General features: G+C 70.2%; 21 protein-coding genes. 10 read left to right on the top strand and 11 right to left on the bottom strand.

What is annotated here, in order from left to right; translation table 11 throughout:
- Positions 1–89 precede the first annotated feature (89 nt).
- A complete protein-coding gene (locus ACZ5VD_RS22280) occupies positions 90–2,420 on the top strand; it encodes a transglycosylase domain-containing protein (RefSeq protein ID WP_468547316.1) in 2,331 nt (776 codons plus the stop codon).
- 102 nt (positions 2,421–2,522) lie between these two features.
- On the opposite strand, the gene ACZ5VD_RS22275 is transcribed toward ACZ5VD_RS22280, so the two are convergent.
- The 4 genes from ACZ5VD_RS22275 to ACZ5VD_RS22260 all read right to left on the bottom strand — a co-directional run bounded on the left by ACZ5VD_RS22275 (position 2,523) and on the right by ACZ5VD_RS22260 (position 8,676).
- A complete protein-coding gene (locus tag ACZ5VD_RS22275) occupies positions 2,523–3,977 on the bottom strand; it encodes a catalase (RefSeq protein ID WP_468683006.1) in 1,455 nt (484 codons plus the stop codon).
- A gap of 154 nt (positions 3,978–4,131) precedes the next feature.
- Entirely contained in the window at positions 4,132–6,216 is a 2,085-nt protein-coding gene (locus ACZ5VD_RS22270) for a SpoIIE family protein phosphatase (RefSeq protein WP_468683003.1), read from the bottom strand.
- Between the two features lie 295 nt (positions 6,217–6,511).
- Positions 6,512–7,207, bottom strand: coding sequence for a cytidylyl-2-hydroxypropylphosphonate hydrolase (gene fomD, locus ACZ5VD_RS22265; protein WP_468683001.1), 696 nt, complete (start codon positions 7,205–7,207; stop codon positions 6,512–6,514).
- Between the two features lie 83 nt (positions 7,208–7,290).
- Complete coding sequence (locus tag ACZ5VD_RS22260) at positions 7,291–8,676, bottom strand: class II fumarate hydratase (protein ID WP_468547312.1); 1,386 nt, start codon at positions 8,674–8,676, stop codon at positions 7,291–7,293.
- 148 nt (positions 8,677–8,824) lie between these two features.
- On the opposite strand from ACZ5VD_RS22260, the gene ACZ5VD_RS22255 reads away from it, so the two are divergent.
- Positions 8,825–9,352, top strand: coding sequence for a SigE family RNA polymerase sigma factor (locus ACZ5VD_RS22255; RefSeq protein ID WP_468547311.1), 528 nt, complete (start codon positions 8,825–8,827; stop codon positions 9,350–9,352).
- A gap of 53 nt (positions 9,353–9,405) precedes the next feature.
- Positions 9,406–9,852: a hypothetical protein gene (locus ACZ5VD_RS22250; protein ID WP_468683000.1), complete on the top strand. Its 447-nt coding sequence runs from the start codon at positions 9,406–9,408 to the stop codon at positions 9,850–9,852.
- 361 nt (positions 9,853–10,213) lie between these two features.
- Here ACZ5VD_RS22250 and ACZ5VD_RS22245 read toward each other — a convergent pair whose 3' ends face one another.
- Positions 10,214–11,881, bottom strand: coding sequence for a fumarate hydratase (locus tag ACZ5VD_RS22245; RefSeq protein ID WP_468547309.1), 1,668 nt, complete (start codon positions 11,879–11,881; stop codon positions 10,214–10,216).
- 166 nt (positions 11,882–12,047) lie between these two features.
- Between ACZ5VD_RS22245 and ACZ5VD_RS22240 the strand changes: the two genes are divergently transcribed.
- Both ACZ5VD_RS22240 and ACZ5VD_RS22235 read left to right on the top strand, forming a co-directional pair.
- On the top strand, positions 12,048–12,737 hold the full coding sequence (locus ACZ5VD_RS22240) for a DUF1707 SHOCT-like domain-containing protein (RefSeq protein ID WP_468547308.1): 690 nt from the start codon (positions 12,048–12,050) through the stop codon (positions 12,735–12,737).
- A gap of 173 nt (positions 12,738–12,910) precedes the next feature.
- On the top strand, positions 12,911–13,288 hold the full coding sequence (locus tag ACZ5VD_RS22235) for a WhiB family transcriptional regulator (protein ID WP_468547307.1): 378 nt from the start codon (positions 12,911–12,913) through the stop codon (positions 13,286–13,288).
- 142 nt (positions 13,289–13,430) lie between these two features.
- Here ACZ5VD_RS22235 and glpX read toward each other — a convergent pair whose 3' ends face one another.
- Positions 13,431–14,465, bottom strand: coding sequence for a class II fructose-bisphosphatase (glpX, locus tag ACZ5VD_RS22230; RefSeq protein ID WP_468547306.1), 1,035 nt, complete (start codon positions 14,463–14,465; stop codon positions 13,431–13,433).
- Positions 14,466–14,590: 125 nt separating this feature from the next.
- Between glpX and ACZ5VD_RS22225 the strand changes: the two genes are divergently transcribed.
- Positions 14,591–15,112 (top strand): DUF4245 domain-containing protein, encoded by a 522-nt coding sequence (locus tag ACZ5VD_RS22225; protein WP_468682999.1) that lies wholly within the window; start codon positions 14,591–14,593, stop codon positions 15,110–15,112.
- Between the two features lie 104 nt (positions 15,113–15,216).
- On the opposite strand, the gene ACZ5VD_RS22220 is transcribed toward ACZ5VD_RS22225, so the two are convergent.
- The 4 genes from ACZ5VD_RS22220 to ACZ5VD_RS22205 all read right to left on the bottom strand — a co-directional run bounded on the left by ACZ5VD_RS22220 (position 15,217) and on the right by ACZ5VD_RS22205 (position 19,070).
- The gene (locus ACZ5VD_RS22220) at positions 15,217–15,807 is read right to left on the bottom strand and encodes a malonic semialdehyde reductase (protein ID WP_468682997.1); all 591 of its coding nucleotides are present in this window, start codon (positions 15,805–15,807) and stop codon (positions 15,217–15,219) included.
- A gap of 144 nt (positions 15,808–15,951) precedes the next feature.
- On the bottom strand, positions 15,952–16,188 hold the full coding sequence (locus ACZ5VD_RS22215; RefSeq protein ID WP_468547303.1) for an exodeoxyribonuclease VII small subunit: 237 nt from the start codon (positions 16,186–16,188) through the stop codon (positions 15,952–15,954).
- A gap of 100 nt (positions 16,189–16,288) precedes the next feature.
- Positions 16,289–17,497 (bottom strand): exodeoxyribonuclease VII large subunit, encoded by a 1,209-nt coding sequence (gene xseA / locus ACZ5VD_RS22210; RefSeq protein ID WP_468682996.1) that lies wholly within the window; start codon positions 17,495–17,497, stop codon positions 16,289–16,291.
- Positions 17,498–17,684: 187 nt separating this feature from the next.
- Entirely contained in the window at positions 17,685–19,070 is a 1,386-nt protein-coding gene (locus ACZ5VD_RS22205) for an APC family permease (RefSeq protein WP_468547301.1), read from the bottom strand.
- A 128-nt stretch (positions 19,071–19,198) separates the two neighbouring features.
- On the opposite strand from ACZ5VD_RS22205, the gene ACZ5VD_RS22200 reads away from it, so the two are divergent.
- Together ACZ5VD_RS22200 and ppgK are read left to right on the top strand one after the other, a co-directional pair.
- Positions 19,199–20,215: a 4-hydroxy-3-methylbut-2-enyl diphosphate reductase gene (locus tag ACZ5VD_RS22200; RefSeq protein ID WP_468547300.1), complete on the top strand. Its 1,017-nt coding sequence runs from the start codon at positions 19,199–19,201 to the stop codon at positions 20,213–20,215.
- Between the two features lie 121 nt (positions 20,216–20,336).
- A complete protein-coding gene (gene ppgK / locus ACZ5VD_RS22195; protein ID WP_468682995.1) occupies positions 20,337–21,080 on the top strand; it encodes a polyphosphate--glucose phosphotransferase in 744 nt (247 codons plus the stop codon).
- 42 nt (positions 21,081–21,122) lie between these two features.
- Here the strand turns inward: ppgK and ACZ5VD_RS22190 are convergent, their stop codons facing one another.
- Positions 21,123–21,707 carry a DUF6542 domain-containing protein gene (locus ACZ5VD_RS22190; RefSeq protein ID WP_468547298.1) on the bottom strand — a complete coding sequence of 195 codons (585 nt, stop codon included), beginning with the start codon at positions 21,705–21,707 and terminating at the stop codon, positions 21,123–21,125.
- Between the two features lie 194 nt (positions 21,708–21,901).
- Between ACZ5VD_RS22190 and ychF the strand changes: the two genes are divergently transcribed.
- On the top strand, positions 21,902–22,990 hold the full coding sequence (gene ychF, locus ACZ5VD_RS22185) for a redox-regulated ATPase YchF (RefSeq protein WP_468547297.1): 1,089 nt from the start codon (positions 21,902–21,904) through the stop codon (positions 22,988–22,990).
- 282 nt (positions 22,991–23,272) lie between these two features.
- A complete protein-coding gene (locus ACZ5VD_RS22180) occupies positions 23,273–25,591 on the top strand; it encodes a DEAD/DEAH box helicase (protein ID WP_468682994.1) in 2,319 nt (772 codons plus the stop codon).
- The last annotated feature ends 91 nt before the right edge of the window (positions 25,592–25,682 follow it).

The following is a 25,682-nucleotide window of genomic DNA, read 5'->3' as shown; positions in this document are numbered from 1 at the left end:
TTTGTCACATAGAGCGGTGTTAGCTTTCTGAGCTGACCTGAGCCACGAACCTGTGTGACAGCCGAGAAGGAAGCGGAGCGAGCGGACTCATGGGACGAGCGGATGAGAGACGAGCGCGGCAGCGCGGTGGTCGCCGCGCGGCGCCCAAGAGCCGTCGTTCTTCGGCTGCGGGCGCGTCGGCCGCGGGTACGTCGGCCTCGAACGCGTCGGCCGCGGGCGGCAAGTCCGGGAAGGGCGTCATACGCAGGCTCTTCACCTGGAAGAAGGTCCTCGGCACGTTCTTCGGCCTCTGCCTCCTCGGCATCGGCGCGTTCATCGCGCTGTACATGATGGTGGACGTGCCCAAGGGCAACGCGGCCGCGCAGCAGCAGAGCAACGTCTACAAGTACAGCGACGGCAGCGTCCTGACCCGCGACGGCAAGACCAACCGCGAGATCGTGGGGCTCGACGAGGTCCCCAAGTCCGTCCAGTACACGTTCGTCGCCGCGGAGAACAAGAGCTTCTACACGGACGCCGGCGTCGACTTCAAGGGCACCGCCCGCGGTCTGCTCAACACGCTGGCCGGCAAGGGCAAGCAGGGTGGCTCGACGATCACCCAGCAGTACGTCAAGAACTACTACCTCAACCAGGACCAGACCGTCACGCGCAAGCTGAAGGAACTGGTCATCTCGTTGAAGGTGGACCGCACGACGTCCAAGGACGACATCCTCGCGGGTTACATCAACACCAGCTACTACGGCCGCAGCGCCTACGGCATCCAGGCCGCCGCCCAGGCCTACTACCACGTCGACGCTAAGAAGCTCACGGTCCAGCAGGGCGCCTACCTCGCCGCGCTGCTCCAGGCGCCGAGCCAGTACGACTGGGAGGTCGCCACCGAGACCGGCAAGAAGCTGGTGACGGCCCGCTGGAACTACGTCCTGGACAACATGGTCGAGGAGGGCTGGCTGAGCCAGGCCAAACGCGACGCCATGGAGTTCCCGAAGCCGAAGAAGCCCAAGGGCGCCCCCGGTCTGGACGGCCAGAAGGGCTACCTCGTCAACCTCGCCAACCAGCAGCTCGAACAGCAGCTGATGGACGAGCAGGGCATCTCGCAGTCCGAGGCCGAGGCCAAGGTCGTGGACCAGGGCTGGACCGTCACCCTGAACATCGACAAGAAGAAGCAGTCCCTGCTGGAGAAGTCCGTCAAGTCCCAGCTGACCAGCAAGCTGGACACCAAGAAGCGGTCGGTCGACAAGAACGTCCAGGCAGGTGCCGTCTCCGTCGACCCCGAGACGGGCAGGATCCTCGCCCTGTACGGCGGCGTCGACTACTACAAGCACTACCGCAGCAACGCGACCCGCACGGACTACCAGCCGGCGTCGACGTTCAAGCCGGTGATCCTCGCCGCCGCCCTGGAGGACAAGGCGGTGACGCAGAGCGACAAGGCGATCACCACCAACACGATCTACGACGGTACGAGCAAGCGCCCCGTCAAGGGCAGCGACATCGGCTTCGCGCCGGAGAACGAGGACGACCAGAACTACGGCGACGTCACCGTCCAGACCGCGATGAACAAGTCCATCAACTCCGTCTTCGCACAACTGGGCGTCGACGTCGGCATGGACAAGGTGCTGGAGACGGCGAACAAGCTCGGCATGGACACCGACGACATGAAGGCGCTGCCCGCCTACACCCTCGGCACGATGGGCGCGAGCCCGCTCCAGATGGCCGGGGTCTACGCCACCCTCGACAACCACGGCAAGAAGGTCACGCCGACCATCATCAAGACGGCCGAACACAACGGCACCGCGGTCGACATGCCCGACCCGATCGGCGAACAGGTCCTCACCCGCGAGGCCGCCGACACGGTGACCTCGGTGCTGACCGGCGTGGTCGACGACGGTACGGCCAAGACGTCCGTGCGGGACAACACCGCCCGCGACGGCCAGGCGGTCGCCGGCAAGACCGGTACCTCCGACGACAACAAGTCGGCCTGGTTCACCGGCTACACCCCGGACCTGGTCACCTCGGTCGGCCTGTTCGGCGAGGACGCCAAGACCTCCGCGCAGAGCAAGATGTACGGCACCGGCGGCCTCGACCGCGTCAACGGCGGCGGCTTCCCCGCGCAGATCTGGGCGGCGTACACCTTCGGCGTCTCGGCCTCGGACACCAAGTTCGACCTGGACACCGACCAGGGCGCCGCGGTCCGGCCGACGAAGACGGCGAGCCCGACCCCGACGCTGACCCGGAGCCCGACGCCGGACCCGACCACCGAGGCGCCGACGACGAAACCCCCGACGACGGAACCCGAGACGACGGAACCCGAGACGGACACCCCGACCACTCCGACCACGACGGCGCCCGAGACGACGGCGCCGACGACCACTCCACCGGCGGACGGCGACCCGGACGACCCGTTCGATCCGAGCGAGGACCAGTAGAGACAAGAAGAGGGGTGCCCGCAGCACACCGGGCACCCCACTCGACCGAGGGGCGCGGGGAACGGCGCGATCGGCCACGACGAACCCGCACCCGCCCCTTGCCTACATACGCGCGGCGATCCGGTCCCCGATTCCCTTGTCGATATTGCGCCAGTACTGCAACGCCCGTTCGAGCACCGCCGGCGAAACCCCCTGCTTCAAGTGCCCGCTGACGTTCTCGATCAGCCTCTGACGCGCCGCGTCGTCCAGCACCTGCCGCACCATCGTCCCGGCCTGCCCCCAGTCGTCGTCCTCACGATGCAGTGTGGCGGCCTCCCGGACCAGTTCCCCCGCGGTCTCCCACCCCGCGGGCTCCCCGAAGCGCCCGAAGTCCGCCGCGGGCCCTCCGTACGAGTTCGGCGCGTACGGCATCGCCGCGTTCGACGGCGTGTACCGCATCGGCCCGTCCTTGGCGTACGAGTTCACCGGTGCGTGCGGCCGGTTCGGCGGCAGCTGGGCGTAGTTGGGGCCGATCCGGTAGCGATGCGTGTCGGGGTACGAGAACAGCCGCCCCAGCAGCATCTTGTCCGGCGAGGGGCCGATCCCCGGCACCAGGTTGGACGGCTCGAACGCGGCCTGCTCGATATGGACGAAGTAGTCCTCGGGGTTCCGGTCCAGGACCATCCGGCCGACGTCGATCAGCGGATAGTCCCCGTGCGGCCAGACCTTCGTCAGGTCGAACGGGTTGAACCGGTAGTCCGCCGCGTCCTCGAACGGCATGATCTGGACCTTCAGGCTCCAGCTCGGCGCGTTCCCGGACTCGATCGACTCGTACAGGTCCCGGCGGTGCTTGTCCCCGTCCGAGCCGGCGAGCTCGTCGGCCTCCGCCTGGGTGAGGAAGTCGATGCCCTGGTCGGTCTTGAAGTGGTACTTCACCCAGAACCGCTCACCGGCGCCGTTGATCCACATATAGGTGTGGGAGCCGTAGCCGTTCATGTGGCGGTACGTCTTGGGGATACCGCGGTCGCCCATCAGCCAGGTCACCTGGTGGGCCGACTCGGGGGAGAGCGTCCAGAAGTCCCACTGCATGTCGTTGCTGCGCAGCCCGGTCCGGGGGTGCCGCTTCTGGGAGCGGATGAAGTCCTGGAACTTGATGGTGTCACGGACGAAGAAGACCGGGGTGTTGTTGCCCACCAGGTCGTAGTTGCCGTGCTCGGTGTAGAACTTGAGCGCGAAACCGCGCGGGTCGCGCCAGGTGTCCGGCGAGCCCTGTTCACCGGCGACGGTCGAGAAGCGCGCCAGCATCTCCGTGCGCTTCCCGGGCTGGAACAGATCCGCCTTGGTGAACTGGCTGACGTCGTTGGTGACTTCGAAGAATCCGTAGGCACCACTGCCCTTGGCGTGCACCACCCGCTCGGGGACCCGCTCCCGGTTGAACTGGGCCATCTTCTCGATGAGGTAGTGGTCCTGGAGCAGGATCGGGCCGTCGGCACCGACGGTGAGCGAGTGTTCGTCGCTCTCCACCGGAATTCCGACGTTGTTCGTGGTGTAAGGAGCCTTCTGGGGTGACTGCGTCACGAGCGTCCTCCCGTCGTGGAAGAGGGTCGTCAGGTCGCTTCGCTCACCCCAGCAGTCAACTCCGCCGACACCATGTCGGCAACATTTGGACGGGGTCCAAATCCAGTACGGTTCCGAACCGGCTGCTGAGGGGCGCGCCCCGCAGGGGTACCCCTCAGCTCCGGTTCAACTCGAACCAGACCACCTTTCCCGTGCTCAGACGGGTCGCGCCCCACCGCCGGGCCAGCCGGTTCACCAGGTAGAGCCCGCGCCCGCCCTCGTCGGTGGCCCGCGCCTGCCGCAGCCGGGGCAGCTGTGGCACGTCGTCCCCGACCTCGCAGCGCAGTACGTCGGTGCGCAGCAGCCGGAGCGTGATCGGCCGGGTGGCATACCGCACGGCGTTGGTCACGACCTCGCTGACCAGCAGTTCCACCGAGTCGGTGAGCTCCTCCATGTCCCAGCGGGCCAGCGCCCGGCGGGCCAGCCGACGGGCCCGGCCGGGGGCCGCGTCCTCCGGCTCCAGGAACCAGTACGCCACGTCACTCGGCGCGATCCCGTCGAAGCGGGCGGCGAGCAGGGCGATGTCGTCGTCCCGGTCGCCCGGGCCGAGCATGTCGAGCACCTCGTCGCACAGCGCCTCCAGGGGCGGCGGGTGATCGGGTCCGGTGAGCTGCGCGGTGGCGGCGAGCTTCTCGCGCAGCTGCTCTATCCCGGTCCACACATCCCGCAGACGCGACTCCACGAGCCCGTCCGTGTACAGCAGCAGGGTCGCCCCGGCCGGGGCGACCAGCTCCACGGCCTCGAAGTCGACACCGCCGACCCCGATGGGCGCGCCCGGCGGCACCCGCAGCACCTCGGCCCGGCCGCCCAGATGCAGCAGGACCGGCGGGGGATGGCCGGCGTTGGCGATGGTGATCCGGTGCGAGACCGGGTCGTAGACCGCGTACAGGCAGGTCGCCATGCGGTCGGTGCCCAGGCGCTGGGCCTGCTCGTCGAGGTGGTGCAGAACCTCCTGCGGAGGCAGGTCGAGCCCCGCGAGGGTCTGCGCGGTGGTCCGCAGCTGGCCCATGATCGCGGCCGACGTCATGGAGTGCCCCATGACGTCACCCACCACCAGCGCCACCCGGCTGCCCGGCAGCGGGATCGCGTCGTACCAGTCGCCGCCGACCCGGGCCGTCTCGGCGGCCGGCAGATAGCGGGACGCCAGCCGTACGCCCGTGGGCCGCGGCAGGGTCTCCGGCAGCATCGTGCGCTGCAGCTCGTCGGCGATGTAGGCCTCCCGGCCGTACAGCACCGCCTTGTCGATACCGAGCGCGCTGTGCGTGGCGAGCTGGGCGGCGACCAGCAGGTCGTCCGGCTCGAACGCGATGCGGTCGGGGCGGCGCAGGAACAGCGCCGCACCGATCACCCGGCGCCGGCCGCGCAGCGGGGCGAGAATCGCCCGCTGGCCGGCCGGTACGGCGAACTCGCCGCCCTCGCCGAGCAGTTCGGTCAGCGCGGCCCGCACGTCCGCGGTGTCCGTGAAGACGGGACGCACCCCGCGCAGCACCTCGGCGAGCGCGCTGCCGGGCCGTACCTCGCACAGTTCGGTGCCGAGGGTGTCGAGGCCCGTGGACTCCGACGGCTCCGGCTGGAGCACGCCCGAGAACCCGCCCTCGGTGTCCCGCTCCTGCGGGATCCGGTCGGTCCGGCGCAGCCGCAGCACCAACGGCCCGGTGGGCCGCTCGTCGCCGACCGGCAGCGGGTCGCGCAGATAGACGAGGATCGCGTCCGAGAAGGTCGGCACGGTCGCCCGGCACAGCCCCATCACGATCTCGTCGAGGTCGATGCCGCGGGCGATCCGCCGGGTCGCGGCGCCCACGAACCGCAGCCGGTCCCCGTCCCGCCGCATCGGCGTGGGCCGCCCCGGCACCGCGGCCCCGCCGCTACGGCGGTCCTGGCTGCCCGGCTGGGAACGGTCCTGGTCGGCGCCCGGCTGGGCCGGGATCCCCTCGGGGACGGGCCGCGGCCGATGGGTGTCGGGCTCGGCGGCCGCGGGCTGGGAGTGCTCGGGGTCGGTACCTACGGCTCTGGTGTCCTTACCGCTCGATGTCGTCGTGCCGGGACCGGCGGGCGGCGTCTCGCCGGCCCGCGCCTGTGCCGGTAAGGCGCCCGTGCCGGGCGCGTGCGACGGCGTCGAGGCGTGCAGGAGCGCCCCGCGGGGATCCACGGGGTCCACGCCCGCCTGGGGGCGTTCGAAGGAGGTCGGCTGCTCCGTCACGCGTGTCGAATCCGTCCGTCCGAGGTCGCACGCCCAGCGTGCGGTTGGTCCCGCCGAAGTCCCGATACCCGGAATACATGTCCCAGGAACGGATTTCCCGCGTGGTCAGAGGCTGTTTCTGTGTCACCGGCGCGAGCTCGGCCGCCCGCACCGGTGTTGCCCTCGTACCCCTCGCTCACGTCCTGCCGCCCCTCGGTGACGTTCGGTCAAGCCCAGCGCGTGCTCCGGTAGTTACCACTGCGCGCCCTTGCGGAGGACGATCCTACGTTTCTCGCCCGGGGGCGCATCAAGGGTCTCATGACGACATGTGCGCGGGCGTACGATCCCAGTCCTCGGGCAGGGCCGGGACACTCCAGGACGGATCGGGACGCCAGTGCTGCCAGCCGTCCGAGAACGGCGGCCCCCAGGCCCGGATCACCTCCACCGCGGACCGCCCCGCCTCCCGTACGCTCTGCGCCAGTTGATCGTCCATCAGTCCGTCCCGCCGAGCCTGTGCGAACTCGTCCTCGTCCCGCCAGTGCCAACTCTGGTCCGGATGAACGGAGATGTCGAGGAAGTGATCCTCGGAATCCACCCCGCCGTCCCAACGCGTCAGCGGCTCCTCCAGGTTCACGTACCAGTTCTTGAACTGCCAGCCCGGATCCCAGAACAGCCACACCGACCACGGCTCACCCGGCCGCGCGAGCTTGAGCACACCCGTCCCGAACCAGCGGTCCCGCCGGACCCCGCGCGGCTTGGTGTAGCGGGTCTCCAACGGCTCGACATGCACGGGCGTGCCGTCGGCCAGTACCGGCCTCACGCACTCCGTACCCGGAGCCATCCACACCGCGAGCAGTTCGTCGTCGTCCCGGACGACGGTGACGGGACGGGCGATGTGCAAGCGCGCGCCGCCGTTCTCCCGGTAGCGCCACAGGATCTGACTCCCGGGCACCCAGAACACCGCCGCCCCGCCCGCGTCCGCTTCGGCTCTCACCGCTCCACCGTCTGCCATGCACAGATATTAGGTGCCACAGGCATACGACGCTGCGGCGCGTGTCACGGTTCACGCGCGGGGCGCGATGGGTTCGCGACCGGTTACGGGCGCGTCATCCGCAGGACATCCAGGGCCTCGTCGAGCTGCTCGACGGTGAGGTCGCCGCGCTCGACGTACCCGCTCTCCAGCACGACCTGGCGGATGGTCTTCCGCTCCGCCAGGGCCTTCTTGGCGACCTTCGCGGCCTCCTCGTACCCGATGTACTTGTTGAGCGGCGTCACCACGGAGGGTGAGGACTCGGCGTACTCCCGGGCCCGCTCGCGGTGGGCGACGACCCCGTCGACGGTCCGGTCGGCGAGCAGCCGGGACACGTTGGCGAGCAGCCGGATCGACTCCAGCACGTTCTTCGCGATGACCGGCAGCATCACGTTGAGTTCGAAGTTGCCGGCCGCGCCCGCCGTGGCGACCGTCGCGTCATTGCCCATGACCTGCGCGGACACCATGAGCACGGCCTCCGGGATGACCGGGTTGACCTTGCCCGGCATGATCGACGAGCCCGGCTGGAGGTCCGGCAGGGAGATCTCGGCGAGCCCGGTACGCGGCCCGGAGGCCATCCACCGCAGGTCGTTGGCGATCTTCGTCAGCCCGACGGCGATGGTCCGCAGCTGCCCGCTGGTCTCGACGACGCCGTCCCGCGCCCCCTGCGCCTCGAAGTGGTCGCGGGCCTCGGTGAGCGGCAGCCCGGTGGCGCGGGCGACCTCCTCGATGACGGCGGCGGAGAAGCCGGGAGGCGTGTTGATGCCGGTGCCGACCGCGGTGCCGCCCAGCGGCAGCTCGGCGAGCCGGGGCAGGGAGGCCTGGAGCCGCTCGACGCCGTACCGCACCTGCGCCGCGTATCCGCCGAACTCCTGCCCCAGGGTCACCGGTGTGGCGTCCATGAGGTGGGTCCGCCCCGACTTCACGACGTCGGCGAACTCCTCGGCCTTGCGCTCCAGCGAGCCGGCCAGGTGCTCCAGCGCGGGGATCAGATCGCGGGTGACGGCGGCGGTGGCGGCGATGTGGATGGAGGACGGGAAGACGTCGTTGGACGACTGGGAGGCGTTGACGTGGTCGTTGGGATGCACATCCCGCCCCAGGCGCTCGGTGGCGAGCGTGGCGAGGACCTCGTTGGTGTTCATGTTGGACGAGGTCCCCGACCCGGTCTGGAACACGTCGACGGGGAAGTGCTCGTCCCACCGCCCCTCGGCGACCTCGCCCGCCGCCTCCTGGATCGCCTCCGCGATGTCCTTGTCGAGCACACCGAGACGCGCGTTCACCCTGGCGGCGGCGCCCTTGATCCGGGCGAGCGCCTCGATGTGGGCACGCTCGATGCGCTGCCCGGAGACCGGGAAGTTCTCCACGGCCCGCTGCGTCTGCGCCCGCCACTTGGCGTCCGCCGGGACGCGTACCTCGCCCATGGAGTCGTGCTCGATGCGGTATTCGCTCATGCCCTGTACAGCGAACGGGACGCCGGGGATGTTCCGGGCTCTCACCCGCCCGGGTGCCGTTTTCTGTGTGACCCAGCTCTCATGTCGGCCGTGCAGCAGACGAAGGGGTGTCCGCGTCGAGGAGGGGTGACAGGAAGGGAGGGAGCGTGTGGAGACGGACTTCGAGTCGGGCTTCGACGGTTTCGTGGCCGCCCGGTCGGCCGCGCTGTTCCGGGGCGCACTCGTCCTGACGGGCAGCCGCGACGCGGCCGAGGACCTGGTCCAGGAGACCCTGGAGCGGGCCTGTCGGAAGTGGCGCACGATCGCGGCCAAGGACGCCCCGGACGCCTATGTACGGCGGATCATGGTGAACCTGGCCAACGACCGCTGGCGCCGCTTCCGCCGCATGGCTCCACAGTCGGACGGCCCCGACCGGGCCGCCCCCGGCGACGAGTACGGACAGGTCGACAGCAGGGACCAGTTGGTGCGCGCCCTGCAGCAACTGCCCATGCGGATGCGGACGGTCGTGGTGCTGCGGTACTTCCACGACCTCTCCGACACCGAGATCGCGGCCGACCTGGACATCTCGGCGAGCACGGTGCGCTCCCAGCTCGCCCGGGGGATCGAGAAGCTCAGAAGCCAGTTCCCCGCACTCTCCGCCCCTTCACCACGGCAGCACACGGAAGGAATCCGATGACCTCGTACGGCGACGCACGGCCTTCCGCCTGCTCACCCTTCGAAGAGGAACTCATGAACGCCATGAACCGCTACGCGAACTCCGCCGAGGCCCCCGACTTCGACGCCCCCCAGATCGAGCGCCGCACCCGCCGCCGCCGGACCGTCGGCATCGCCGCCGTCGCCGCCGCCCTCATCGCGGCGGGCGGAGGCACGGCCCTGGCCACCTCGGTCGCGAGCAACGACGCGACCCCGGCGGCGACCGCCACGGTCGCCGGGAACGACGACGCCACCACCCTGCTCTACCGCTTCAGCGACGGCGAGACCGTACGGATCCCTCTCGCGGGCCTCAGCCTGGACATGGCCACGCCGCTGCTCGACAAGACGCAGACGAAGCTCGGCACCGTCACCAAGAAGGCCACCAAGGGCTGCAAGCCGAACGCGGTGCTGGAGGTGACCCCGCACGCCCCGAAGACCATCAAGCCGGGCGACACGGTCAACTTCACCATCTGCGCCCCCTGACCCAGAAGGCCGCCCGCCCCTGCACCAACCAGGGGCGGGCACCCACTACAGCATCACACCGACCCCGCCCCCTCTTCAGCCCGTCCGGCAGCACCTGAGACACGCCCCCCTCCAGCCCGTCCGGCGTTTGAGGACGAGGCCCCTTCAGGGCCGAAGCGGGGCCTGGGGCGGCAGCCCCAGCGGGGTACGGGGCGGAGCCCCGCGAGGGGTACGGGGCGGAGCCCCGCGAGGGGTGCAGGGGACGAAGTCCCCGCCGGGGTCCAGGGGCGGAGCCCCTGGAAGGGGGGCGAAGGGGCGCAGCCCCTGGGGACGGGACGGGAAGGGGCGGCGGGGGCGAAAACCATCCCCGCCGCACACCCCCCTACGCCAGCCCGGGCCCCCGCACAGGAATCGACGTGAACGTCGGCGCAGGCGCCGGATCCTGGAAGAAGTCGTTGCCCTTGTCGTCGACGACGATGAACGCCGGGAAGTCCTCGACCTCGATCTTCCACACGGCCTCCATGCCGAGCTCCTCGTACTCGACGACCTCGACCTTCTTGATGCAGTCCTGCGCGAGCCGAGCGGCGGGCCCACCGATGGACCCCAGATAGAAGCCGCCGTGCGCATCACACGCGTCGGTGACCTGCTTGCTCCGGTTCCCCTTGGCCAGCATCACCTTGGACCCGCCCGCGGCCTGGAACTGCTCGACGTAGGAGTCCATCCGACCGGCCGTGGTCGGACCGAAGGAGCCGGACGCGTACCCCTCGGGCGTCTTCGCCGGACCGGCGTAGTACACCGGGTGGTCCTTCAGGTACTGCGGCATCTCCTCACCCGCGTCAAGACGCTCCTTGATCTTGGCGTGCGCGATGTCACGGGCCACGACCAGCGGCCCGGACAGCGAGAGCCGCGTCTTCACCGGGTACTTCGTCAGCTCGGCGAGAATGTCGTCCATCGGCTGGTTGAGGTCGATCCGCACGACGTCACCCGCCTCGTCGAGGTGCTCGTCCGTGGTCTCCGGCAGGAACCGCGCGGGATCCCGCTCCAACTGCTCCAGGAACACGCCCTCGGCGGTGATCTTCGCGACGGCCTGCCGGTCGGCCGAGCAGGACACGGCGATGGCGACGGGGCAGGACGCGCCGTGCCGCGGCAGCCGCACCACACGCACGTCGTGGCAGAAGTACTTGCCCCCGAACTGCGCCCCGATGCCGATCTTCTGCGTCAGCTCGAAGACCTTCTCCTCCAGCTCCTTGTCCCGGAAGCCGTGCCCGAGCGGCGAGCCCTCGGCGGGAACCTCGTCCAGGTAGTGCGCGGAGGCGTACTTGGCGGTCTTGAGCGCGTATTCGGCGCTGGTGCCGCCCACCACGATCGCCAGGTGGTACGGCGGGCACGCGGCCGTACCCAGCGAACGGATCTTCTCCTCCAGGAACTTCATCATGGAGGCCTCGTTCAGAACGGCCTTCGTCTCCTGGTAGAGGAAGCTCTTGTTCGCGGACCCGCCGCCCTTGGCCATGAACAGGAACTTGTACGCGCCCCCGTCCGTGGCGTACAGCTCGATCTGCGCCGGCAGGTTCGACCCGGTGTTCTTCTCCTCCCACATGGTGAGAGGAGCCATCTGCGAGTAGCGCAGGTTCAGGTTCAGGTACGCGTCGTAGATGCCCCGGGAGAGGGCCGCCTCGTCGCCGCCCTCCGTGAGCACGTTCTGCCCGCGCTTGCCCATGACGATCGCCGTGCCGGTGTCCTGGCACATGGGCAGCACGCCCGCGGCCGCGATGTTCGCGTTCTTCAGGAGGTCCAGCGCGACGAACTTGTCGTTGCCGGACGCCTCCGGGTCGTCGATGATCCGGCGCAGCTGGGCCAGGTGGGCGGGCCGCAGATAGTGCTGGATGTCATGGATCGCCTCCTCGGAGAGCTTGCGCAGCGCCTCCGGCTCGACCTTGAGGAACGTCCGCCCGTCGGCCTCGAAGGTGGAGACACCCTCGGAGGTCACCAGCCGGTACGGGGTGGTGTCCTCTCCCATCGGGAGCAGATCGGTGTACTCGAACTCAGGCATCTCGCCCATTCCTCACTCGACAGTCGGCCGCTGGCCTCCATTGGCAGCGTCCACCAGCGTAGAACCTGGCACCGACAGCACTCCGGTGAGGTAATCCTCAGTTGACCGGTTCAAGGTTTGTCCACACCCCTGGTCGCGATCTATCGCGTTTGGGTACGCTGCTGTCGTGGACCTTCAGAAGCACACCGAACCGCGCACGCCCGCCACCGAACTGCGCGCCTCGGACGCGGACCGCGACCGGATCGCCGACATCCTGCGCGAGGCCCTGGCCGAGGGGCGCCTCACCGCCGACGAGCACGCCGAGCGCGTCGAGGGGGTGCTGGCCGCCAAGACGGTGGGCGAGCTGGAGGTCTTCATACGGGACCTGCCGGCCGCGCACGAGCGCCGGGCCACCCCGCTCTACAGCGCGGCGCCCAACCGCCCCAGCGAGGCGATCCCGCACGACCCCGACGACAACGTGGTCGCGGTCTTCAGCAGCGCCGTCCGCAAGGGCCGCTGGCGAGCGGGCCGGCGTATCCACGCGTACGCCGTCTTCGGCACCGTCGAGATCGACCTCAGCGAGGCGATCTTCGAATACCGGCAGGTCGTCATCAAGGCGGTCTCGGTCTTCGGGAACGTCGAGGTCCGCGTCCCGGAGAACATTTCGCTGCGCGGCACCGGCGGCGGCGTCCTCGGCAACTTCGAGGTGGACACCCTGGATTCGACGGAACCGGACGCTCCGGTCGTCTACCTGGACGGCTGGGCGGTGCTCGGCAACATCGAGGGCAAGCCCAAGCGCGGCAAGCTCGTCGCGGACATCCTCGACCGGGTGCAGCGCAAGGTCGACAAGGGTTTGCGCAAGCACCTGGATCATTGACGGTTGTGAATCCGGCGGCTTCGTGGCGCGGCGGGATCAGGGCCGGCCGGGCCCGGGAGCGCGCACGGGGCCTCGGAATCCAGCGGTTCGGAACTCAGTGCATAGGCGCGCGCACAGCGGGTAGGCCTTGCTGCATCGTCTCTCGCTCGCGAAGCCGTCGTCAGGAGTAGACCGTGCTGCAACCGCCGCATTCGTCCCTGCAGGTAGCTGCCGTACCGGCCCAGCGGGTGCCAGTGCGGGACAGGGACCAAGACGCACCCTGGCACACCGAAGCGGTGTGCCGGCGCGACGAGGCCGGCCTGTTCTTCGCGCCGTCCAAGGAACCCACCGCCGCCCGGCTCTCCCGCGAGCAGGCCGCGAAGCGCGTCTGTGCGGGCTGCCCCGTCATGGTCGAGTGTCGCGAGCACGCGCTCCTGCAACCGGAACCGTACGGCGTCTGGGGCGGCCTGACCGCCGCGGAACGCCGGGTGGTCCTGGCCAGGCGCCGCCGCCGGGATCTGGAACTGAAGAAGGCGGTCAGGTCGCCGGACCGCATAGCGGCCGCCGGCTGACACACGCAGGAAGAGAGGCGCCCCCACCGCACCGGGGACGCCTCTCCTCTTCCAGCCGTTCTCCGGTCCCTCCGCCGTTCCCTGGAGAGCCTGCTCCCGGACCGGCTGGTGGACCCGCCTGCTCGTGGACCTGCTTCCGGTCCTACTTCGCCCGGTCGAAGTCGACCGCGCTGTAGGCCCGCAGCTTGCTCAGCCGGTGCTCCGAATCGATCCTGCGCACCGTGCCCGACTTCGAGCGCATCACGATCGAGTCGGTGGTCGCGGTCTCGGACCGGTACCGCACACCCCGCAGCAGCTCGCCGTCGGTGATGCCGGTCGCCACGAAGAACACGTTCTCCCCGGACACCAGGTCGTCGGTCGTCAGCACCCGGTCGAGGTCGTGCCCCGCGTCGATCGCCCGCTGCCGCTCCTCGTCGTCCTTCGGCCACAGCTTGCCCTGGATGGTGCCGCCCAGACACTTCACGGCACAGGCCGAGATGATGCCCTCCGGCGTACCGCCGATGCCGAGCAGCAGGTCGACGCCGGTGCTCGCGCGCAGCGCCAGGATCGAGCCCGCCACGTCGCCGTCGGAGATCAGCCTGATGCGCGCGCCGGTCTCCCTGACCTCCTCGATGAGGCCCGCGTGCCGCGGCCGGTCCAGGATGACGACGGTGACGTCCTCGGGCGTGGACCGCTTGGCCTTGGCGACCCGGCGGATGTTCACGGACACGGGCGCGTTGATGTCGACGAAGTCGGCGGCCTCGGGCCCGGTGACCAGCTTGTCCATGTAGAACACGGCGGACGGGTCGAACATCGACCCGCGGTCGGCGGCGGCCAGCACCGCGATCGCGTTGGTCATGCCCTTGGCGGTCAGCGTGGTCCCGTCGATCGGGTCGACGGCGATGTCGCACTCCGGCCCGGTCCCGTCACCGACGCGCTCGCCGTTGAAGAGCATCGGGGCCTCGTCCTTCTCGCCCTCGCCGATGACGACCACGCCGTTCATCGACACGGTGGAGACGAGGGTCCGCATGGCGCGCACCGCGGCACCGTCGGCGCCGTTCTTGTCGCCGCGTCCGACCCAGCGGCCCGCGGCCATCGCCGCGGCTTCGGTGACCCGGACCAGCTCCAGGGCGAGGTTGCGGTCGGGAGCCTCGGAGGGAACTTCGAGTTCGGACGGCAGATGATGATGCTCGGTCATCGGAGCGCACCTTTCTGATACGACGACGGCCGGATGAGGGTATGGGCCGACTCTATCGTCAGGCAGACAAAATGAGCAGGGGGCCCCACGGATGAGCGGACCGGGGCACCTGCGACGATAGGGGCGTGGCAGGTTCGAACGGTAAGCAGAAGACGGTCCGGGACATGATCCTCTCCCTGGGTCTGATCGGGCTCATGGCGGGAGTCATCTACCTCTTCATCCCGCACGACGACTCCCCTCAGGAGATCAAGAAGGTCGACTACCGCGTCGAGCTGCTCACGGCACGACGTGCGGCGCCCTACCCGGTGGCCGCCCCCGAGGGCCTCTCCGCCGACTGGAAGGCGACCTCCGTCCGCTACCAGGGCGACGACTTCGACACCTGGCATCTGGGCTTCCACGCTCCCGACGGTGAATACGTCCAGGTCGAGCAGTCGACTCAGAAGCCGTCGACGTTCATCGACGAGGCCAGTCAGGGCGGCAAGGCGACGAAGTCCACCCAGGAGATCGACGGCCGCACCTGGACGCGGTACACGGGCGGCCGCTACGACGCGCTCGTGCACCGGGGCGACGGGGCGACGACGGTGATCGCGGGCACGGGCTCCTTCGGCCTGCTGACGGAGATGGCCGGGGCACTGAAGACGGCGTGAGCCGCGCGCACATGGCGACGTGAGGGCATGCCCACCCGAGGACATGACCACGTGAGGAGGGCCCCGGCATGGTCGCCGGGGCCCTCCTCACGTGCGTGAACCGCTCAGACGGTGGTGACGACCTCGTCGTACGCCAGGCGCGGGGAGCGCGGGTACCAGGCGTCGTCGCCGGGCTTGCCGATGTTGACGACCATCAGCGGGGTGTGGTCGTCGTCCAGGAACTCCTTGCGGACGCCCTCGAAGTCCACACCGGTCATCGGGCCGGCGGCCAGACCGGCGGCGCGGACGCCGACGATGAAGTACGCGGCCTGGAGGGCGGCGTTCAGCGCGGCGGCACCCTCACGGGCCGGACGCTCGCTGAAGAACAGGTCCTTGGCCTGCGGGAAGGCCGGGAAGAGGGCCGGCAGTTCCTGGTGGAACTCGTTGTCCGCGGAGAGGATCGCGACCAGCGGGGCGGTGGCGGTCTTGGGCTGGTTGCCCTCGGCCATGTGCTGGACCAGGCGCTCACGGGCCTCGGGGGAGCGGACCAGGGTGATGCGCAGCGGGGTCTGGTTGAAGGCGGTCGGGCCGTACTTGACCAGGTCGTAGATCGCCTGCACCTGCTCGTCGGTCACCGGCTCGTCGGTGAACGTGTTCGCGGTACGGGCCTCGCGGAACAGGAGGTCCTGGGCGGCGGGGTCAAGGACGAGAGACATACGTGAACCTTCTCGGGATGGACGTCGGTTCCGGCGCACCGGAGCGGCTGACGTCACCGACGGTACGCGAATGAAGTTCAACCTTCAACAAAAACTGGAGCGCGGTGATCCGCCTCACAGGTCCTGAATGCCGCCGCCCAGCCCCTAAGCGTCCTCGTCCCGCCCCTCCTCGGTCTTCTCCTCCTCCGCGAGTGCCGCGTCCAGCCGCGCCCGCGCCCCCTCCAGCCAGCGCCGGCACACCTTCGCCAGCTCCTCGCCCCGCTCCCACAGGGCGAGGGACTCCTCCAGCGTCGTACCGCCCGCCTCCAGCCGCCGCACCACGTCGATCAGCTCGTCCCGCGCCTGCTCGTACCCGAGCGCCTCATCCACCTTGCTGCTCATGCGCCCACCTTATGTATCGACATGTACCGACCCCCACGCACCGACCCCCACGCATCGACTGCACGCACCGACCCCGTGCACCGACTCCACGTACCGCCCCTCACGCGTCGACGCGCACGACGAACTCGCCCTCGGCGACCCGCGCCCGCAGCACCTCGTCCCCCGTGACCTCGCCGGGATCGCGGACCACATGGCCGTCGGACTTCTGCAGCACCGCGTACCCCCGCCGGAGAGTGGCGGCGGGGGAGAGGGCCACTACGCGCGCGTGCGTGTGCGTCAACTCGGAGTCGGCGCGGTCCAGATGGTGGCCGAGGGTGCGCCGGCCGCGGTCGAGGAGGGACGCGACCTGGTCGGCCCGTTCGTCGATCATGCGGTGCGGATCCTCCATCACCGGCCGGGCCAGCGCATGGGCGAGCCCGCGCTCCTCCCGGTCCACGACGGCCCCCACGCACCGCCTGGCCCGGTCCCGCAACTGCCGTACGCGCTCGTACTCCTCACCGACGTCCGGTACGACCTTCTTGGCGGCGTCGGTCGGGGTGGAGGCGCGCAGGTCGGCGACATAGTCGAGGAGCGGGGTGTCGGGCTCGTGCCCGATGGCGGACACGACCGGTGTACGGCATTCCGCGACCGTCCTGATGAGCTGCTCGTCGGAGAACGGCAGCAGGTCCTCCACGCTGCCGCCGCCGCGCGCGACGACGATCACGTCCACCGCGTCGTTCGCGTCGAGCTCCTTCACGGCCTGCACGACCTGCGGCACGGCGTGCACCCCCTGCACCGCCACGTTGCGCACCTCGAAGCGGACGGCGGGCCAGCGGTGCCGGGCGTTCTCCAGCACGTCCCGCTCGGCGGCGGAGGCGCGCCCGCAGACCAGCCCGACGAGCTGGGGCAGGAAGGGCAGCGGCTTCTTCCGCTCCGGCGCGAACAGCCCCTCGGCGGCCAGGGCCTTCTTCAACTGTTCGAGCCGGGCGAGCAGTTCACCGACGCCGACGGGCCTTATCTCGGTGGCCCGCAACGAGAGCTGCCCCCGCGGGGCGTACCACTCGGGCTTCGCCAGGACGACGACCCGCGCGCCCTCGCTGACGACGTCCGCCACGGCGTCGAAGACCTGCCGGTAGCAGGTGACGCTGACGGAGATGTCGTGCGACGGATCCCGCAGCGTCAGGAACACGACACCCGCACCGGGCCGCCGCGACAACTGGGTGATCTGACCCTCGACCCACACCGCGCCCAGCCGGTCGATCCACCCGCCGATGAGCCGGGAGACCTCGCCGACGGGCAGCGGGGTTTCCGGAGACGTATTCGCAGCCATGCGGCGAGACTAACGGCCGGGTACGACAACACCCGGTCATGCTCCTTCAGCCCGTCCTTTCAGCCCGTCCGGCGTTCGAGGACAAGGCCCTTTCGGGGCCGACAAGGGGGGCTGGGGCGCAGCCCCCAGGGACGGGACGGGAAGGGGCGGTGGGGCGAAAAAACACGGCCCCACCCCCACCCCACCGTCACACGCCAACCTCACCCTGCCCCCGCCCGCGTCCCCGCTGCCCCACCAGCACCAGCATCCCCACCACGAACCACACGGCCCCCACCACCTGCGCGGCCCCCGACGCCTCCACGATCACCGCGATCGTGATCGCCGCCCCCACCACCGGCACCAGCACATGCCGCCACCAACTGACCTTCCCGCCCCGCCGCCGCACCGCGAACCACCCCACCACGCTCGCGTGCAGCAGCGTGAACGCGGTGAGCGCCCCGATGTCGACCACGGACACCAGATGATCCATCCCGTCGTCCCGTCGGGCCGCCCACACCGCCGCCACCAGCGTGATCACCGCCGCGCACAGCAGGGCGACCCGCGGCACCCCGCCCTCCGTCCGCGCCAGCACCCGCGGCAACCGCCGGTCCCGCCCCATCGCGAAGAGCAGCCGCCCCGCCGCCGCCTGTCCGGCCAGCGCGGCGAACGCCGCCCCGATCGCCTTGCTGGCGGCCACCAGATCGTGCAGCCAGGTCCCCACCGACGTGTCCACGGCGTCGTAGAACGCCGACCCCTGCCGGCCGGGGTCGGCCGCGAGTCGAGCCGAGGACAGCGGCTCCAGCAGCGCCACCAGATACGTCTGCGTGACGAACAGCACACCCGCCACCGCCAGACAGAACAGCACCGCCCGGGCCACCTTCTCCGACCCGCCCGTGACCTCCTCCGCGAACGAGGCGATCGCGTCGAAGCCGAGATACGACAGGACGGCGATCGAGACCGCCCCGAGGACCGCGGACAGCGCGAACGCGCCCTGCGTGCCGTCCCCGGTCAGCGGCGACAGCCAGCCGCGCTGCGCCCCGTCCCGGGCCAGCACGACCACGGCCGACACCACGAACACGAGCAGGACCACGATCTCCATCGCCAGCACCAGAAAGCCGACGCGCGCGGCGGCCCGTACGCCCCACAGGTTCAGCAGGGTCGTCACGACCACCGCGAGCGCCGTCCACACCCACCGCGAGACCTCGGGCACCAGCGCGTTCATCGCGATCCCGGAGAACAGATAGGCGACCGCCGGGATCAGCAGATAGTCGAGCATCGCCATCCAGCCCGCGACGAAGCCGGCCTCCCTGCCGAGCGCCACGCGCGCGTAGGCGAACACCGACCCCGCCCGGGGGACGACCCGCACCATCTGCGCGTAGCTGAAAGCGGTGAACGCCATCGCGACGGTGGCGACGAGGTAGACGAGCGCGACCGCCCCGTGCGACTTCGCGTCGAGCGTGCCGTAGACGCCGACCGGGGCCATCGGGGCGATGAACAACAGCCCGTAGACGACGAGATCCCGGAAGCCGAGGCTGCGCCGCAGGCCGCCGTCCTCTTTGTCAGTCGTACGGTCCGCCGTCCCGGTCCCGGACATCGTGCCTCCGCGGTGGTTCGCCCGTGTCTCGTTCGTCCCTGTCCCACCCCGCAGTCCCCTGCCCACCGACAGTCTCCCCACCCACCCCACACCCACGCGATCTTTGACCCGCCGAACGCGGCCTTACGATGGGGTGCATGACTGCTTCGCCTGGCCGCCGTGTCCTGCTCGCCGCCCCCCGTGGCTACTGCGCGGGTGTGGACCGCGCCGTGATCGCCGTCGAGAAAGCCCTGGAGCAGTACGGCGCTCCGGTGTACGTCCGGCACGAGATCGTCCACAACAAGTACGTCGTCCAGACGCTGGAGAAGAAGGGCGCCATCTTCGTCGACCGTACGGAGGAGGTGCCGCCGGGCAACATCGTGATGTTCTCGGCCCACGGCGTCGCACCGACCGTCCACGAAGAGGCCAAGCAGGGCCGCCTCGCCACCATCGACGCGACCTGCCCCCTGGTCACCAAGGTCCACAAGGAAGCCGTCCGCTTCGCGGGCGAGGACTACGACATCCTGCTGATCGGGCACGAGGGCCACGAGGAGGTCATCGGCACCTCCGGAGAGGCCCCCGACCACATCCAGCTCGTCGACGGCCCCGCCGACGTCGCCAAGGTCGAGGTCCGCGACGAGTCGAGGGTCGTCTGGCTCTCCCAGACCACCCTCTCCGTCGACGAGACCATGGAGACCGTCGACGCCCTGAAGGAGAAGTTCCCGCAGCTCATCTCCCCGCCCAGCGACGACATCTGCTACGCCACGCAGAACCGCCAGCTCGCGGTGAAGCAGATGGGCGCCCAGGCCGAGCTGGTGATCGTGGTCGGCTCCCGCAACTCCTCGAACTCCGTGCGGCTGGTCGAGGTCGCCAAGCAGGCGGGCTCGCGGCAGGCGTACCTCGTGGACTACGCGGACGAGATCGAGGAGGCATGGCTGGAGGGCGTGACCACGGTCGGCGTCACCTCCGGTGCCTCCGTGCCGGAGATCCTCGTCGAGCAGGTCCTGGAGTGGCTCACGCAGCACGGCTTCGAGGACGTCGAGCTGGTCAAGGCCGCCGAGGAGTCGATCACCTTCTCGCTGCCGAAGGAACTCCGCCGCGACCTGCGCGAGGAGGCGGCGACGATGATGGAGCAGCGCGGCGGATCCGGTACGGGCGGCGCGTGACGAACGAGTGGGACGCACCGCTGTGACGGACGGCTGTGACGGACGCCTCGGCGAGGGGCGAGAAGCGGCCGAGAGGTACCTCGGCCGAGTGACTGTCAGTCGTCCGTCGTAACGTAGAGCCATGCAGATCTTTGGCGTGGACATCGGCGGATCCGGGATCAAGGGCGCCCCTGTGGATTTGGACAAGGGCGACCTGGCGGAAGAGCGTCACAAGGTGCTGACCCCGCACCCGGCGACCCCGGAAGGAGTGGCCGACGGCGTCAAGGAAGTCGTCGACCACTTCGGCTGGACCGGACCGGTCGGTCTCACCTTCCCGGGCGTGGTCACCGGCGGCACCACGATCCGTACGGCGGCCAACGTCGACAAGAGCTGGATCGACACCGACGCGGGCGCGCTGTTCAGCGCCCGCCTGGGCGGTCTGTCGGCGACGGTGGTCAACGACGCGGACGCGGCGGGGGTCGCCGAGATGCACTTCGGTGCCGGCCGGGACCGCAAGGGCACCGTCATCCTCCTCACCTTCGGCACCGGCATCGGCAGCGCCCTGTTCGTCGACGGCACCCTCATCCCCAACACCGAGCTGGGCCACCTCGAACTGCACGGCCATGACGCGGAGAAGCGCGCCTCCAGCAAGGCCAAGGAGGACGGCGAGCTGACCTGGGAGCACTGGGCGCGCCGTGTCCAGAAGTACCTCGCCCATGTCGAGATGCTCTTCTCGCCCGAGCTGTTCATCATCGGCGGCGGCGTCAGCCGCAAGTCGGAGAAGTTCCTGCACCACATCGAGGACATCAAGGCGGAGATCGTCCCGGCGCAGCTGCAGAACAACGCGGGGATCGTGGGAGCGGCGATGCACGCGGCGCAGGGGTAGCGCCCCGGCGGGGCAGCGGGGCGGCGCCGTCCCGAGCGGGGGTCACACCGGCGGGCGGTTCCTGGCGGCGCGGCGGCTCATCAGGAGGATCCTGCGCACCAGGGCGATCAGCCCGGCGACGAGGGTGCCGCCGTACAGCCACCCGGCCTGGGTGGCGAGGGCGGTGAAAAGCCCCATCAGCCGCCCGCCGACCCCGCCGCCGCCCGTCTCGGCCACCGGGAGGAGACCCGTGGCGAAGGCGATCGGCACCACGATGGGCGCGGTCAGGAGATCCCCCCGCCGGATCCAGCCGGCGGTCACCGCGCACACCGGCAGGAACAGCACGCCGTACACCGTGAGCGACGCCCCGAACAGCAACTGGTCGAGGCAGCCGACCGCGAACATCAGCGCCCCGCAGAACAGCCCGCCGCCGAGCCCGGTGAGCCGGGGGTTGGGCAGCCGCCGTACGGCCTGGACGATCGGCGGTCCGGACGGCCGTGCCGCGGCGGGGCGTCGCGGCACGGCACCACGTGCCGCCGCCGAACCGTTTCGGCCGGACTTCGCGCCCCGCGCAGCCTGCGGAGGCAGCGGCGGCTGCGCGCCGCGTCGTTGACCGTAGTGTGAGGGTCGTGTCCTGTGTTGCTCCACCGGACCAACTTAGGTCGTTTTATGTGTCGAATCGCTCCTCAGACACGCCGTCGACCGGACCTTGGCCAAGCGTTCGATACGCCGCCGGTACGGGGCCGGGCACGCCGTAGACTGGTGGATCGGCCCCCAGGGGCCCGCCGCGGGCCCGTCCCCGGTCCTCTCACCCCAGCCCTCTCACTCCGGGAAGTCGCACCGTGTCGCTCACGATCGGAATCGTCGGACTGCCGAATGTCGGCAAGTCGACCCTGTTCAACGCCCTGACCAAGAACGACGTGCTGGCGGCCAACTACCCGTTCGCCACGATCGAGCCGAACGTCGGCGTGGTCGGCGTCCCCGACGCGCGCCTGACGAAGCTGGCCGAGATCTTCTCCTCCCAGAAGATCCTCCCGGCGACGGTCGACTTCGTGGACATCGCGGGCATCGTGAAGGGCGCCTCCGAGGGCGAGGGCCTGGGCAACAAGTTCCTGGCGAACATCCGTGAGTCCGACGCGATCTGCCAGGTCATCCGCGCCTTCAAGGACGAGAACGTCGTCCATGTCGACGGCAAGGTCTCGCCCAAGGACGACATCGAGACGATCAACACCGAGCTGATCCTCGCGGACCTCCAGACCATCGAGAAGGTCCTGCCGCGCCTCCAGAAGGAGTCGCGCATCAAGAAGGACATCGCTCCGAAGGTGAAGGCCGTCGAGGAGGCCAAGGAGATCCTGGAGAGGGGCGACACGCTGTTCTCGGCGGGCATCGTCCAGGGCTCCGGCAACGAGGAACTGCTGCACGACCTGCACCTCCTCACCACCAAGCCCTTCCTGTACGTCTTCAACGTCGACGAGGACGAACTGGTCGACGACGACTTCAAGGCCGAGCAGCGCGCCCTGGTCGCCCCCGCCGAGGCGATCTTCCTCAACGCCAAGCTGGAGCAGGACCTCGCCGAGCTCGACGAGGCGGACGCGATGGAACTCCTCGAATCCGTCGGTGCCGAAGAGCCCGGCCTCACCACCCTCGCCCGCGTCGGCTTCAACACCCTCGGCCTCCAGACCTACCTCACCGCCGGCCCGAAGGAATCCCGGGCCTGGACCATCAAGAAGGGCGCCACGGCCCCCGAAGCCGCGGGAGTCATCCACACCGACTTCCAGAAGGGCTTCATCAAGGCCGAGGTCATCTCCTTCGAGGACCTGGTGGAGACCGGCTCGGTGGCGGAGTCCCGCGCCAAGGGGAAGGCGCGGATGGAGGGCAAGGAGTATGTGATGCAGGACGGGGATGTGGTGGAGTTCAGGTTCAACGTGTGAGCGGATGACACGACACCACGTGGGCGACCTTGCAGACACGCAGGTCAGAAGGGGTCGGACTCGACGGAGTCCGGCCCCTTCGGCGTGATCGTGCTGGATCCGCACTGGATCCGTGCGGGATGAGACCGTCTGGGCGACACCGACGTGAAGGAGCGCGGGCTGGTCGATCCGGATGACGGGGATCGGCAGGCCCGAGCCGCGCGAGTACCACTTCGCGGGCGTGTTGTCAGTGCCGGGTGCGAGCATGGTTCGGGTAGGGGAGGGCGGCTCGCGAGGGGTGTCATGGCGGAGGTCGAGGGGGCGGGGTCCGTGACGGGCCGTGAGGGGGCGTCGTACGGCGTGCCCGTGGGCCGTCGGGTTCGGGAGCTGCACGCGCAGGGTGTGCGGCTGTACGACGCCGCTCGTGTGCTGCGTGCCGATCACGCCCGCGCCCTGGAGGCGGTCCGTTCGGCGCTGAAGCCGCTCCGGGGCGAACTCGTGGGCAAGGAGCTGGAGTCCATCCCGGTCTCCAGGCTGAAGGACGTCACCGAGGGGCGGCTGCGGCTGGCGGCATTGGAGGCGGCGGGCCTCGGGTCGGTGCGCGCGGTGTTCGAGGCGAGCCGGTTCGAGCTGCGGCAGATCCCCGGAGTCGGCGCCCAGACCGCCGACCAGGCGATCGCCGCGGCACGGCAGATCGCGCGGGCCGTCGAGGAGACCGTCTCGGTGCGGATCGACGTGGAGCGGCCCGAGCCCCGGACCGCGGCCCTGGTCCTCGCGCTGTACCGGCTCGTCGAGGCCGGCCCCGAGTTGCGGCGCGCACTCGACACCGCCGAGCGGCTGCACGGCAGGCTCGGCGAGCTGCTGCCCGCGGCCCGTCCCGCCGGCGGCCGGCTGCGGCTGGCGCTCACCGGCCGGCGCCGCCGGGAGGCCGCGCTCGCGGCGGTCGTGGAACTCCGCGCGCTGACGGCCGAGGCGGCCGCCACGGACGTACGGCTGCGGCTGGCGCAGGCCTCGGCCGACCTGCTGCGTGAACCGGCCTCCGAGATCGAGGCCTGGGTCGACTTCGAGCTGCGCTCCGCCGAGTACTACAGCCAGCTCGCCGAGGTCTCCGAGCACCGCACGGACGTCGCCGCCGCCGAGGGGTTCGTGCCCTCCGAGGTGGCCGAGCGGGTGCACGCCCAGCCGCTCGACGACACCCACCGCCGGGTCTCGCTGCGCGGGTACCAGTCCTTCGGGGCCCGTTTCGCGCTCGCCCAGCGCCGGGTCGTGCTGGGCGACGAGATGGGACTGGGCAAGACCGTCCAGGCCGTCGCCGTTCTCGCCCATCTCGCGGCCGGGGGGCACAGCCACTTCCTGGTGGTGTGCCCGGCCAGCGTGCTGATCAACTGGACCCGGGAGATCGGCTCGCGCAGCACCCTCAGGGCGGTGCCGGTGCACGGCCCGGACCGGACCGACGCGTACGCGCAGTGGTGCGAGCGCGGGGGAGTCGCCGTCACCACCTTCGACGTGCTGCACACCCTGCCCGTGCCGGACGGCGACGGTGAGCGGGCCCGCGACGGCACGAAGTCCCGTGTCGGCACCAAGCCCCGTGTCGGCACGGAGTCCTCTGACGGTACGAAGTCCGGCGGCCTCACGAAGTCCGGCGGTCTCACGAGGCCCGGTCTGCTCGTCGTCGACGAGGCGCACTACGTCAAGAACCCGGACACCCGCCGCGCCAAGGCGGTCGCGGGGTGGGCCGACCGCTGCGACCGGGTCCTGTTCCTCACGGGCACTCCGATGGAGAACCGCGTCGAGGAGTTCCGCACCCTGGTCCGCTACCTGCAGCCCGATCTGGTCCCCGTGATCCGGGACAGCGACGCCGTCGCCGGCCCGCACACCTTCCGCAAGGCGGTCGCGCCCGCGTACCTGCGCCGCAACCAGCAGGACGTCCTCACCGAACTGCCCGCACTGCTGCGGACCGACGAGTGGGAGGAGTTCAGCGCCGCCGACGAGGACGCGTACCGGGCGGCGGTCGCCGCGGGGAACTTCATGGCGATGCGCCGCGCCGGATACGCCGACCCGGAGAAGTCCGCGAAGCTCCAGCGCCTGCTGGAACTGGTCGGGGAGGCCGCGGAGAACGGCCTGAAGGTGGTCGTGTTCTCGTACTTCAGAGACGTCCTCGAAAAAGTGCGGGGCGCCCTGGGGGACCGCGTGTTCGGGCCCGTCGCCGGAGGTGTCCCCGCCGCCCGCCGGCAGCGCATGGTCGACGACTTCACCGGCGTCGACGGGCACGCGGTGCTGCTCTGCCAGATCCAGGCCGGCGGGGTGGGCCTCAATCTCCAGGCCGCCTCCGTGGTCGTCCTGTGCGAGCCGCAGGTCAAGCCGACCCTGGAGCACCAGGCCGTGGCCCGCGCCCACCGGATGGGGCAGGTCCGCCCGGTCCAGGTGCACCGCCTCCTGGCCACCGACAGCGTCGACGACCGGCTGCTGCACATCCTGGAGAGCAAGAGCCGCCTGTTCGACGCGTACGCCCGCCGCAGCGACACCGCCGAGGCGACCCCGGACGCGATCGACGTCTCGGACGACGGGCTGGCCCGCCGCATCGTGGAGGAGGAACAGCGCAGACTGGCCGAACCGGCCTGACGACGAGTCGGATCCGGTCGCCCTCACCAGTCGTGGTCTCCGGTCGTCCCCGCGATACGGCTCCGGAACCCTCGCACCCGCCCACCTCGCG

The sequence above is a fragment of the Streptomyces sp. NPDC032822 genome, assembly GCF_055578825.1.
Note: the sequence above shows the minus strand (reverse complement) of the source record. Positions and strands in the feature narration are given on the sequence as shown.

Coding starts and splice junctions, on each gene's coding strand:
- ACZ5VD_RS22200 (WP_468547300.1), top strand. CDS start 19,199: ATGGGGTGCATGACTGCTTCGCCTGGCCGCCGTGTCCTGCTCGCCGCC.
- ACZ5VD_RS22245 (WP_468547309.1), bottom strand. CDS start 11,881: ATGCCTGAGTTCGAGTACACCGATCTGCTCCCGATGGGAGAGGACACC.
- ACZ5VD_RS22260 (WP_468547312.1), bottom strand. CDS start 8,676: ATGAGCGAATACCGCATCGAGCACGACTCCATGGGCGAGGTACGCGTC.
- ACZ5VD_RS22280 (WP_468547316.1), top strand. CDS start 90: ATGGGACGAGCGGATGAGAGACGAGCGCGGCAGCGCGGTGGTCGCCGC.
- ACZ5VD_RS22180 (WP_468682994.1), top strand. CDS start 23,273: ATGGCGGAGGTCGAGGGGGCGGGGTCCGTGACGGGCCGTGAGGGGGCG.
- ACZ5VD_RS22250 (WP_468683000.1), top strand. CDS start 9,406: ATGAACGCCATGAACCGCTACGCGAACTCCGCCGAGGCCCCCGACTTC.
- xseA (WP_468682996.1), bottom strand. CDS start 17,497: ATGGCTGCGAATACGTCTCCGGAAACCCCGCTGCCCGTCGGCGAGGTC.
- ppgK (WP_468682995.1), top strand. CDS start 20,337: ATGCAGATCTTTGGCGTGGACATCGGCGGATCCGGGATCAAGGGCGCC.
- ACZ5VD_RS22205 (WP_468547301.1), bottom strand. CDS start 19,070: ATGTCCGGGACCGGGACGGCGGACCGTACGACTGACAAAGAGGACGGC.
- fomD (WP_468683001.1), bottom strand. CDS start 7,207: ATGGCAGACGGTGGAGCGGTGAGAGCCGAAGCGGACGCGGGCGGGGCG.
- ACZ5VD_RS22220 (WP_468682997.1), bottom strand. CDS start 15,807: ATGTCTCTCGTCCTTGACCCCGCCGCCCAGGACCTCCTGTTCCGCGAG.
- ACZ5VD_RS22215 (WP_468547303.1), bottom strand. CDS start 16,188: ATGAGCAGCAAGGTGGATGAGGCGCTCGGGTACGAGCAGGCGCGGGAC.
- glpX (WP_468547306.1), bottom strand. CDS start 14,465: ATGACCGAGCATCATCATCTGCCGTCCGAACTCGAAGTTCCCTCCGAG.